General features: G+C 59.6%; 12 protein-coding genes. 8 read left to right on the top strand and 4 right to left on the bottom strand.

Annotation, left to right across the window (positions count from 1 at the left end; translation table 11 throughout):
* Window positions 1–3 precede the first annotated feature (3 nt).
* The 3 genes from TR61_RS11285 to TR61_RS11295 are packed head-to-tail and all read right to left on the bottom strand — an operon-like array spanning window position 4 to window position 2,640.
* A complete protein-coding gene (locus TR61_RS11285; protein WP_050930092.1) occupies window positions 4–1,989 on the bottom strand; it encodes a chemotaxis protein CheA in 1,986 nt (661 codons plus the stop codon).
* 4 nt (window positions 1,990–1,993) lie between these two features.
* Window positions 1,994–2,359, bottom strand: a complete 366-nt coding sequence (locus TR61_RS11290; protein WP_050930093.1) for a response regulator — start codon at window positions 2,357–2,359, stop codon at window positions 1,994–1,996.
* The gene (locus tag TR61_RS11295) at window positions 2,356–2,640 is read right to left on the bottom strand and encodes a hypothetical protein (protein WP_157440894.1); all 285 of its coding nucleotides are present in this window, start codon (window positions 2,638–2,640) and stop codon (window positions 2,356–2,358) included. Before TR61_RS11295 ends, TR61_RS11290 begins: the two co-directional genes overlap by 4 nt.
* Window positions 2,641–2,846: 206 nt before the next feature.
* Here TR61_RS11295 and TR61_RS11300 point away from each other — a divergent pair, with 206 nt between their 5' ends.
* From TR61_RS11300 to speE, 4 genes are all read left to right on the top strand, one after another.
* Window positions 2,847–4,481, top strand: a complete 1,635-nt coding sequence (locus TR61_RS11300; RefSeq protein WP_050930095.1) for a hypothetical protein — start codon at window positions 2,847–2,849, stop codon at window positions 4,479–4,481.
* Window positions 4,482–4,790: 309 nt separating this feature from the next.
* Window positions 4,791–5,090, top strand: coding sequence for a PilZ domain-containing protein (locus TR61_RS11305; RefSeq protein ID WP_050930096.1), 300 nt, complete (start codon window positions 4,791–4,793; stop codon window positions 5,088–5,090).
* A gap of 355 nt (window positions 5,091–5,445) precedes the next feature.
* Entirely contained in the window at window positions 5,446–5,964 is a 519-nt protein-coding gene (gene speD, locus TR61_RS11310) for an adenosylmethionine decarboxylase (RefSeq protein WP_050930097.1), read from the top strand.
* Window positions 5,961–6,806, top strand: coding sequence for a polyamine aminopropyltransferase (speE, locus tag TR61_RS11315; RefSeq protein ID WP_050930098.1), 846 nt, complete (start codon window positions 5,961–5,963; stop codon window positions 6,804–6,806). The genes speD and speE overlap by 4 nt, the downstream gene beginning before the upstream one ends.
* A 36-nt stretch (window positions 6,807–6,842) precedes the next feature.
* Here the strand turns inward: speE and TR61_RS11320 are convergent, their stop codons facing one another.
* The gene (locus TR61_RS11320) at window positions 6,843–8,174 is read right to left on the bottom strand and encodes a CoA transferase (protein WP_050930099.1); all 1,332 of its coding nucleotides are present in this window, start codon (window positions 8,172–8,174) and stop codon (window positions 6,843–6,845) included.
* A 287-nt stretch (window positions 8,175–8,461) separates the two neighbouring features.
* On the opposite strand from TR61_RS11320, the gene TR61_RS11325 reads away from it, so the two are divergent.
* The 4 genes from TR61_RS11325 (at window position 8,462) to TR61_RS11335 (ending at window position 10,982) form a co-directional block, all read left to right on the top strand.
* Window positions 8,462–9,658, top strand: a complete 1,197-nt coding sequence (locus TR61_RS11325; protein WP_050930100.1) for a tyrosine-type recombinase/integrase — start codon at window positions 8,462–8,464, stop codon at window positions 9,656–9,658.
* The gene (locus TR61_RS11330) at window positions 9,648–10,358 is read left to right on the top strand and encodes a peptidoglycan recognition protein family protein (RefSeq protein ID WP_050930101.1); all 711 of its coding nucleotides are present in this window, start codon (window positions 9,648–9,650) and stop codon (window positions 10,356–10,358) included. The genes TR61_RS11325 and TR61_RS11330 overlap by 11 nt, the downstream gene beginning before the upstream one ends.
* Window positions 10,359–10,428: 70 nt before the next feature.
* Window positions 10,429–10,605: a helix-turn-helix transcriptional regulator gene (locus tag TR61_RS19930; protein WP_157440895.1), complete on the top strand. Its 177-nt coding sequence runs from the start codon at window positions 10,429–10,431 to the stop codon at window positions 10,603–10,605.
* 110 nt (window positions 10,606–10,715) lie between these two features.
* Window positions 10,716–10,982, top strand: a complete 267-nt coding sequence (locus TR61_RS11335; RefSeq protein WP_050930102.1) for a hypothetical protein — start codon at window positions 10,716–10,718, stop codon at window positions 10,980–10,982.
* Window positions 10,983–11,358: the final 376 nt, after the last annotated feature.

An 11,358-nucleotide genomic window follows, 5' to 3' on the forward strand; every position in this document is an offset into this window, starting at 1 on the left:
CTTTCAGGCTGCGATCTGCCGCACCGCGTCGGCACGGCGTACGATGGCATTGGCGTCCAGGATGAGCGCAACCGAGCCGTCCCCGAGGATCGTCGCCCCGGCCAGGCCCTCGACTGAGCGGTGAAAACGGCTCAGCGGTTTGATAACGGTCTGCAATTGCCCCACGACATCGTCGACGGCGAAGCCAATGCGGCGTCCATCCGCGGTGACGACAACGACACGGCGACCTTTCGCCCCGCTCTGGCCGAAGCCAAACAGCTGATCGAGATCGATATAGGGCACCCAGCTTTCGCGGATCTGAAGCATCCGGCGACCGTTGTCATGCACCATGTTCCTGTCGGGAAGATCGACACATTCCTCGACGGCGGCGAGCGGAATCACGAAGTGATCGTCATCGACCCGCACCATCAGACCGTCGATAATGGCGAGGGTCAGCGGCAGCCTGAGGGTGACTTCGGTGCCTTCGCCAGGGCGCGACCGGACATCAATGGTCCCGCGCAGAGCGTCAATCACTCCGCGGACGGCATCCATTCCCACACCTCGACCAGAGACGTTCGAGATGGTTTCGGCAGTGGAAAACCCGGGCTCGAAAATGAGTTGATGCAGTTCGGCGGCGCTCAGGGACTGATCGCTGCTGATCAGTTTGCGTTCGATCGCGCGCGCACGGATCGCCTCGGTATCGAGGCCTCCACCGTCGTCCGAGACGGTGATCAAGACCTCACCGCCGGCTTGTTCAGCGCGCAGGCAGATGGTTGCTGTTTCAGGTTTGCCCTGTGCGGCCCGGATGTCTGCGGATTCGACACCGTGGTCGATCGAATTCCGCACCATATGCACCAGCGGATCAGTCAGCGCGTCTATGATGTTCTTGTCGACCTCGGTCTCGCCCCCTTCGGTGGTCAGGGCAACCGCCTTGCCCAGATCGCTGGACAGGTCGCGCACAAGCCGGCGGAATTTGCCAAACACCATGGATACCGGCAGCATACGGATCGACAACGTGGTGTCGCGCAGCCCGGTGACCAGAGCCTCGATCTCTTCGGCTGTTCCAGACAAGCGGGGGTCGTCGATCTCGGATGAGATCGCCTTGAGACGTGCTTGTGCGATAACAAGCTCGCCCAGTTGGTTCATGAGATCGTCCAGACGGCTGGCCTGCACGCGCACGCTGTCGCCGCCCGAAGCCTGGCCTTTGGCGGGTGTGCTGGTCTTTTCAGCACCGCGGTCCGGAAGAGCGGCATCATTTTCCGCAGGCTCCGGCATGTCCTGCGCCTCAAGCTGTGTTTCCTCGATGGTCAGTTCAGCATCCATCTGGAACAGGAACACATCCTCGATCGCGGCGCGGTCAACCGGGCCAACCAGCTCGATGATCCAGGCGATGTAGCACTCCGCCGGGTCATAGCTGTCCAGTCCCGGCACCGCGTCGAGTTGGGGCGTCACCATTGTGCGGCCCAGCCCACTGAGTTCCGCCAACAGAAGATCAGGGCGGACACCCATGCCAAGGGAGCCCGGCTCGGGACGGAACCGGATGTGCCATCGACGTTCTATCACCGGCGCATTCGGCTGGTTGGAACTGGCGGTATCCTCTGACGGGCGGTCCGCGGCAGACAAAGTGTCAGATCCGGTGATCTCCCCCAGCTTGGCCAACAGGTTTCGGTCGGTTTCCGCCAGTTCTGGCGTAAGCGCGGTATCCGGGCCCAGGTCCAGCAACGCGGCTATGTGATCACGCGAGGCAAGAGCAACGGCAACCAGGTCGGGTGTCACAAACGCACTGCCATTGCGCACCTTTTCGAAGCAATCTTCGAAATGATGGATGAAGTCGCCCAGCGCGCGGAACCCGAACATATTGCCCGAGCCTTTCAGCGTGTGCAGCGCACGGAACGCATTTGCGATATTGATCGCGTCCTGCGGGTTCTCGTCGAGCTCAAGCAGGGCTTCTTCAAGTGCGGCCAGCAGATCGTCGGCCTCTTGGAGGAAGGTATCAGTCGGGCTGCTCATGGTGTTATCCGATCATTTTCGACACGACCGCACAGATTTTCTGCTCGTCGAAGGGTTTCACGATCCAGCCGGCCGCGCCGGCCTGTTTGCCTTCCAGCATTTTTTCCTTCTGCGACTCGGTCGTCAGAAGGACGATCGGCACGCCATCCAGCGTTCGGTCGCTGCGCACCGCGCGGATCATCTCGATCCCGTTCATGTTCGGCATGTTGAGATCCGTGATGACCATGTCCACGGCGTTCGCCTTCAGTGCGGCCAGGCCCGCGCGCCCGTCCTCGGCCTGGATGACCTTGTATCCCTTGGGTTGCAGCGCAAAGGCGATTGCGCTGCGAATGCTTGCGCTGTCGTCGACTGTCAGGACTGTCTTGCTCATCCTGTTGCTCCTGTTTGTGATGGGCGGCCGAATGCGTCCAACGCGGCCTTGGCCGTTTCGCCCAGCCGAATCCCCGATTCGGATGCCGTGTTGCTGACAGAGGCCAGAAGTTGCACGGTTGAGATCGATACCTCCTCCGTGGAATTGATCAGGTCCACGGTCAGCGACCCGGCATCAGCTTTCAGCCGTGTCCTCAAATCCTCGACAACGCCGCGCGCTTCGGCAGCGGACAAATTTGCGGGAATCTGGACGATCCCAGGCGAGTGTTCTGAATCAGGCACCGGAAGCTCCCTCAGTTGCGTTTGCCAGAACGATTAGCCGCCGAATCTTAAGCAATCGTGCAGACCGCCAACAAACTGCCCCGCATTGATCGAACCACGGCAGATCGCCTGGGATTTGCGAATTATTAAGGTCTGTCGTCGCAGCTAAGAGCCTGGGATTCGGGTAGTGAGGGTTCGCGATGGCCGTAAGAGCCAAAGTCAAAAGCATGAATTCGATCGAAAAGTCTTTCGAGGATGGTCTGAATGCGGTCCGCGCAACGTCGGATCCGCTTGTTGCAAATCTGAATGCGGTCCGTGACAGGGCTGGTGCGGTCTCAGATCGGGCCCAGTCTCTGGTGGCGTCTATCGACGCGATCAATTCCGCCGCGACGCCGTCCCAGACGGAACACGACCCGCTGGCGCTTCTGTCGATGACGCTTGAGGCGACCCAAGGCCTGCAAAGGTCTGTCTCGGCGCTGGAAACCATAAAACTTGGACATCTTGTCGACATGCTGGGCAGGCAGACCCAGACGAACCGGATGATATCGACCTGTCTGCAGGTGGAGGTCACGAAGATTTCAGCCCAGGACGCGGGCCTTGGCGAGTTTTCCGAGGCGCTGTCCGCCTTTTCGAAGCGTTTCCTGGTGCTGGTGTTGAAGGCCAAGAAATCCGTTGCAGCGATCTTCAGAAACATCGAGAAATCCCGACTTCAGCTGAATGGCGAAGTTGCGCGACAGCGCCAGCAGATCGGGGTTGTCGAGGCGCTGGTTGCCTCGCAAAAGACAGGTCACGACCTGCACCAGGAAGTGACCCAGACGCTTCAGGCGCGGGTCGAGAACCTTCTGGACGCAACGCATTCGGCCATCTGTGATCTGCTGCGCAGTCTTCAGTTCCTCGATGCATTCACCCAGCGTCTGGACAACGCACGAAAAATCGTCGGCCAGGCCAGTGACATGTCGCCGGAAATTCGTGGGCAGGCACACGCTCTTGTCATCGCACAGCTTGGTCAGTTGCTGACCGATACGCGCGACATTCGCGCCCGATCAAAGCGGGCGCTGAAAGATATCCAGGATGCGTCCCAGACGGCGCAGACGGACCTGGCCGGAGGATCGGGGTTCAACGCGCAGCTCAATACATGGATCGAATCGCAATCAAAGGTCACGGTTTCCATAGAACGCTGCGCTGCCGACAGCCGCGTTGCGCTTGAGGCTGTGTTTTCCATGATCGACGCGCTCGACCGGGAGAGTGAAGTGATGGCGACAGAGCTTGGACACTTTGCCGACCTGGCCCAGGATTTCCGCATCGTCGGAATGAACGGAGCGATTGCAGCTGCCCGGCAGAATGCCTCGACCAATGCGATGAGCAGCAGCGGCTTTCTGGCCAAGGAAGCCGGTACGCTGGCGCGGGAAGCAACCAATATTCTTGAGGAATGCAGCGGGATCGTTCACGGGCTTCGAACCCGGATATCGCATCTGGACAAGCAGACGCTTGGGGACATCGTGGCCAAGGTCAGTGCCTATAGTGATGCGACGGCGAATTCGATTGCCGAATTCCGAGAGTCCAAGATGGCGGTCAATGACGGATTGGCGCAACTCGGGGCGGCGTTGAAGGACCTTCTGCGAGCCTGCGAGGATGCGCGGTCTGTTGATTCCCAGTATGTGAAGATGGAAGCGCTGCTTGAAAACGTTGTCGCCCTGATGGATTCGCCTGGCGTGTCATTGAAACAGACCGATGCGCTTGAGTGGGTGTGGGCATGTTACACAACCGAAGACGAACGGCGTTTGCATGCGGCGTTGATTGGTCCGCGCACAGACGACGCTAATGTTCAGCTGGACGATGAATTGGACGATTTCTTGCTTTGATCTGTTCGTACAGCGCGGGTCTCAGATCGGCCGATCCGCAGGCATCTTGCGTCCCTCTCCCCCAAGACACAGCAGGGCCCATCCTGTTCTCACCGGCCCGTACCGCGTTGCTTGCTTTCGCATGCGGGGCGTCTTTTCGGAAACCCCGTGCCTTGGGCGCTGATTTCAGAACATGGCAGTTCTGTTTCGGCCGCGGCCAATCACATGAAGATCGTTCTGCCATCCCGTTAACGGTTTCTACTGTTGTGGCGGGTAACACTCAGATTCGTATAGATGGTGTTTTTGGAGGTTACTTTGAACAACAGGGTCATGATCCGCCGCGCAGATACGCGGTTTGACGCGGAAAACAGTTGTACGGCCTACTTCAACGGCCATCCGATGCACGGTAGATTGATTGACCTATCGCAGGGCGGTGCATCGTTCAGGTTGAATTTCGGCTCTCTCGACAATCTGGGCAACCAGATCGAAACCCTGATCATCGACGGTATCGGTCGGTTCAGCACAGAAAAGAGATGGTCGGCAGGCGAACGTTTCGGCGTACGGTTTATTCATGATGACGAAACCGCCGCTGCTGTCCGCGATTTCCTGAAGGACCGCCGTAGCAGCTAACACAACCGCGCCGCAATACGGCGCAGGTTGCCACCGGCCATTGCTGGGGCGGCGTTGCGGGCGCGGGGCGCATCGGCAGAGCGCCGGTTGGGCCCATCGGAAAAACACTTTCTGAAGAAATGGGTAAATAACTGATTTTCATAGTGAAATCTTGAGTGGCGTCTTTCGCGGATTGCAAACCGGCTATGAAATCCGAACCTGCCTCAAAAAAGTGCTTGATCGAATCCGGCCCGACCAATAAACGCGCCGAACATTTCGGATCCGAACCCAACTCGGAGCATGTCTCGCACAGGCTCATTCCCGGGGGGCGCTAAGGACCGGCTGGATGCGATCTACTGGAACGAAGGGGAGTGTCATGAAGGACATCGACCTCTTCCAACTGGGGCTCGGTCTGGAGACAGGCGCCCAAGAGGAAGGAACCATGTGCGGGGTAATTCCCGCCAATGAGAATGCTGCTGCCGTCGTATTGGACGACAGCCGCGACGATCACTTCATTCGCCGTGACGGCGATGTGTTTGCGGGCACGCATCTGATCATCGAGGTCGTGAATGGTCACGGTCTGGATGACGAGGCGCGCATACAGCAGGCATTTCGCGACTGCGTCACCGAATGCGGTGCAACGCTGCTGCATATCCACACCCACAAGTTCAGCCCCCAGGGCGTGAGCGGTGTGGCGGTGCTGGCGGAAAGCCATATCTCGGTCCATACCTGGCCCGAGATCGGCTATGGCGCGTTTGACGTGTTCATGTGCGGCGACGCGCAGCCCTGGCGCGCGGTTGACGTACTGAAGGCGGCCTTTGCCACCAATGACGTGCGCGTGCAGGAACTGCGCCGCGGGTCGGGCCTGGTCAGCGACGAGGGCCTGGCGGCATGACCGATTGGGTGCGCGAAAGCCTGCATCCCGACTATGCGCAATCGCTGCGCGTGGACGAGATGCTCTATGACAGCAAAACCGATCATCAACGGCTGAAGGTGTTCCAGAACGGTACCTTCGGCCGGGTGCTGACGCTGGACGACGTGGTACAGACCACCGAGGGCGACAACTTCATCTATCACGAGATGATGTCCCATGTGCCGATCCTGGCCCATGGCGCGGCTTCACGGGTTCTGATCATCGGCGGCGGCGATGGCGGTATGGCGCGCGAGGTCTTGCGCCATAAAACCGTCACCCATGTCACCATGGTCGAGATTGATGCGGGCGTGGTGGAGTTCTCCAAGACCTATCTGCCGATGCTCAGCCAGGGGGCGTTTGACGACCCGCGCCTTGAGCTGGTGATCGCGGATGGCGCGGATTTCATCCGGTCGACCAGCGGCGGTTATGACGTCATCATCGTGGATTCCACGGACCCGATCGGCCCGGGCGAAGTCCTGTTCAGCGACACGTTCTATGGCCACGCCAAGCGAGCCCTGACCCCCGATGGCATCCTGGTCACGCAGAACGGCGTGCCTTTCATGCAGGGCGATGAACTGACGAACACCATGCGTGCCTTTACCGCCCTGTTCGTGGATGCGACCTGCTACCTCGCGACGATCCCGACCTATGCAGGCGGGCCGATGGCCTTTGGCTGGGGCACTGATGGCGATGCGCGGCATACTCCGCTTGAGGTGCTGCAGGGCCGGTTCGATGCCGCGGGGATCGACACCGGGTATTACACGCCCGCGGTGCATCAGGCGGCCTTTGCCTTGCCGCGCTATGTGCAGAAACTGATGCCCTGAACGGATCGCCCCGGCCCCCGAGCCGGGGCCTTTCATTTATGCCCGGCGCCAGACGGCGTCATGCCGGCGCACCGGGCCTGCGGGCTCGGGCCACTGAGGTGGTTTTCCATCCAGCGTCACCGGAAAGGCGATGCGGCGCGCGGGGCCCCATCCGGTGTGTTCGACGTCAGGTGACAGGTCTTCGGCCCCTTCAGACTTCATACCGTCTGACAAGGGCTGCGCCCCGCCGCGGATCAGCAGATGCGCCGTGCGCGCCAGCGACAGCTGCGCCTGCAGAACCCGGCCCGAATCCGTGCGGTGGCGCAACGCGCGCAGGATGGCGGCGGCCATCAGATAACCGGTCGCATGATCAAGCGCCTGAACGGGCAGGGGGCGCGGGCGATCCGCACCGGCGCGCGCCATGCCTTCGGCGGCAATCCCAGTGCTCATCTGCATGAGGCTGTCAAACCCGCGCCGCACGGCCCAGGGGCCGCTCCAGCCATAGGCATTCAGGCTGACATCAATCAGACCGGGATTGAGTGCGCGGCGCTGGGCAGGATCAAAGCCCAGCCCCTCCAGCGCGCCGGGACGATAGCCGTGAACGAGCACGTCGGCCTCGCTCAGCAGCTCTTCAAACCGGCTGCGGTCGGCAGCGTTTGTCAGGTCCAGCCCTGCGCAGCGTTTGCCCAGCGTCACTTCGGCTTCGACCGGGGGTTCGTTCCAATGCGGCGGGTCAATCCTGAGAACGCGTGCTCCGAAGCCAGCCAGAAACCGTGTGGAGACCGGCCCTGCCAGAACGCGCGTCAGGTCAAGAATGCGCAGGCCCTGCAGATCTTTTGGCGCGGGTGCGACGCGGCCATGATCGCGCCACGCGATCAGCGGTTCTGCCGCAACCGCCACTCCTTGCGGGTGGGCTTGCCAGTCGGCCAGCCCGCGCATCTCGGCCGCGCATCCCCCCTCGGCCACGATGGCGTTTTCCAGATCCGTGCCGGTCCATCGGGCCACTTCTGACGTCACCGTTTCGCGATCCCCCGCACACCCCAGCGCCCGCAGCGCCGCATCGCGGTGATGGGGCGCATTGGTGTGCAGCCTGATCCAGCCATCGGCGGTTGGGTAATCCCCGGCAATCGGATCCCAGATCCCCGGCAGATCCCATCCCTGCGGCCGGATCGTCATGTCGAACCATTGCAGCGCATGGCGGCGATTGATCGTGACGGTGTCTGCGCCAGTCAGCGCCGCCAGCTCTCCGGAAGCGGCGGAAATCGACGCCAGCGCGAGACCATTCACGTCGAAATATGACGGCAGGCTGCCATCCCCCTCGATCCGCGGGTCATGGCTTGGCAGGTCTGTGCCAAGCGCATTGGCGATCTGGCTGTCAAACTGTGTCATTGTACGGCCTCCTGCGCCCAGCTATCCGCAGGGGCCGGGCAGAGGCAAGACCGCCGACAAGGCAAAAGCCCCGCGCATATGGCTCGTGAAACGCGCCAAACCGCAGGAAACAAGAAGTTTGGGAGACATGGTGCTGCTGGAGCGCATTTAATATCTATATCTTGGTGGTTCATCTTGCACCAATTCTACAGTGAAGCTCAGAAAAACAGTTACTTAAGTGTTCCACACTGTTTCACCTTACACCAATGTACCCTATATTTATGGGTGGATAATAAGGTGGATGTACTGTGGCCCGTCCCAAACATAAGCTTACAAGCGCAGCGATAAAGACCAAACAGCCGGGTAAGTACTCTGACGGCGGTGGGCTGTGGTTGCACAAGCGGCCCGATGGCGGTGCGCAGTGGTTTTTGCGCTATACGATATTCGGACGTCGGCACGAGATGGGGCTAGGAAGCTATCCGGGCGTATCTTTGAAAGCCGCACGCGAACAGGCCGACAAGTGGCAAGCGGTGGTTCGCGAAGGAAAGGATGCCATAAAAGAGCGAGAGCGCCAGCGACGAGAGGCTGAGCAAAGCCTGCACATATTGAATGATATTGCCCTCGACGCCTTCGAAAGCCGCAAGGCCGAACTCAAGGGTGACGGAAAGGCTGGGCGTTGGTTTTCACCTCTCGAAATTCACGTCCTTCCCAAGCTGGGCAAAATGCCCGTGTCACAAATCGACCAACGCGATATCCGCGATACGCTTGCCCCTATTTGGCATTCGAAAGCCTCGACCGCGCAGAAAGCCATGAACCGTCTGAGCATCTGCCTGCGTCATGCGGCTGCTTTGGGGCTCGATGTCGATTTGCAGGCCACAGACAAGGCGCGCGCCCTTTTGGGTAAGCAGCGGCACAAGCTGCAGCACATTCCCGCGCTGCCATGGCAGGAGGTTATGTCCTTTTATAAAAGCCTCGATGGTGGATCGATTACAGAGCTGGCATTGCGCCTTCTCATACTCACCGCAGTGCGCTCCTATCCCATCCGACATATCCACCTGGATCAGATAGACGGCGATATTTGGACCATTCCTGCAGAGGCCATGAAGGGGCGCAAGGACGCCACGAGCGCATTCCGTGTTCCCCTCTCCGAAGAGGCCTTACGCGTGATTGAGCAGGCAAAGCCATTCGCGCGCGACGGCTTGCTGTTCCCCGGTGTTCGCAAGGGCGTCATATCCGACGCGACCATGAGCAGCTTCATGGCGCGACGCGGCATGGTTGAGCGCCCCCATGGCTTCCGGTCCAGCTTCCGTGATTGGGTCGCAGAGACGCAGAACGTGCCCTTTGAGGTGGCTGAGACTGCGCTTGGCCATGTCACAGGTGGGACAGTTGAACGGGCCTACCGGCGGACGGATTATCTTGAGCAAAGGCGGGCGCTGATGGAGCGATGGGCAAAAAGAATCTCTGACAGCAGCGAAAATCTAGTGGTGCTTCACCATGCCGAATGAAGAGAGCGATTGGCCCGAAGGCTGGTCACAGTTCAGGAAGGCTCGAGACTTTGCTCTGAAAAACTTTGAAAGTTTGCCAGAACACTTTGGTTCAGACCTTAGCCGCATGGCTGAATTGAGCTTCGCTGACTTGGCAATTTCTCTAAACCCCAGAATTAAAACAGAAATACCAACGTCCAACCGAGTCTTTCATATAGTTCCAGAAGATATCGCTGGCAGGCTCTCAGGTGCGGCCCATGACAATTGGGACGCTTACATGATTGCGCGGGAAATCTGTGAGCGGAACACCTACAACGGTGCGCCCTTGCCGCCCAGCCTTCGGGCATTTGCGGCACAACTGATATCTGGTCGGTTCCCGATCCCAAAACGCCGTGGAGCGAAGCCTTCTCAGGACTTTGGGCAGCGGTGGGTTCTCTGGGAAACGGCAAATTTCTTGGTGGATGCGTTCGAAATAACTCTGACTCGCAACGATGCATCCCATAACACCAGCGCCTGTGACGCGGTCGTGGAAGCGGCGCAAGCGGTTGGTTTTGAATTAAAATACACGACACTGCGCGACTGGTGTACCCACAAAGATTACGATGGTTTTCGGGTTCGCGCCCAAGCGCTATCAGATCTGGTAAAGGATGAATTTCTTCGCCAGGCCGGTATTCTGAGGAGAAATGGCCGTTCGGGGTTATTCGATTTTCGCCCCGTATGACCGCTATGCGAATCCATGGTTCCCTATGACCGACCGGGGATGACCGGTCAGGATTAGAGCAGGAACCAAAATGAAACGCTACATCACCCTAGCCCAGTTGCAAGAAAAGCTGGGCCACCGCAGCCGCAGTTCAATCATCCGCGATTACAAGGAGACCGGCTTACTGCCGGCGCCGATTAAGTTGGGCGCGAGGCTCTATTGGAGTGAAGCGGAAGTCGACGCGGCAATCGAAGCAAAGCGGGATTGACCCCACCCCGCCAAGTAATGCGCTTGGGCGGTGGGGCGGAAATGTCCTTTGCATGGAACGATAGCACCATACGCCCAGCGTCCTTCTGAAGCAATTGAAAGGACCGCGAGATGTCTAATCAGGAAACCTCGGACCACTACGCGCGCGTTGTTGTCCGCTTGTGTCCACGCCACCGGGTGATTGTCTGCAAAGACAACATCCAGTGGATATTGCAACGCCGGAAGAACGGTGGCGGGGAGTGGCCTTGGCGCGCGCTCGGGTACTTCCGGACCCGAGACGCCCTGATCCGGCTCTCCGCCAGCTTGTGTTCGCGCGTTGACCCGTCCGCAATGGTGGCGCTCTCCGCCCTGCCGGAGCTGATCGGGGGTGCAAAATGAGTGGCCGTACAAGAAAACGCCCCGGCTCTGTGTTGGAGCACGGAACCGGGGCTTGGGGGCATTATCAAGTGTTAGGAGATAATACATGCCAGTCATACAACACTCCGACGGATCTTCAAAGACAAAGACATCTGCGCAACCGGTATGGCGTGAGCGATACGCGCGCGGCCCTCATCGCAGCCTTGGTCTTCGGGGAGGTGAAATGATGGTCTTCGATCACCTGACCAAGGACCAGGCGTCCGCCCTGCACGTGATTGCCTGCGCGATGGTTCTCAAGTCACAAGTCCCTTCAATCAATCAGGTTGCGGAGGTACTGAAGCTCCGCCTGACGGCCGAAGAACGCGCGTCGCTTTTGCGGATCTTCTTCGCGGCCGCA

Origin of the sequence: Aestuariivita boseongensis (assembly GCF_001262635.1) — a bacterium.
Classification (GTDB): Bacteria; Pseudomonadota; Alphaproteobacteria; order Rhodobacterales; family Rhodobacteraceae; genus Aestuariivita; species Aestuariivita boseongensis.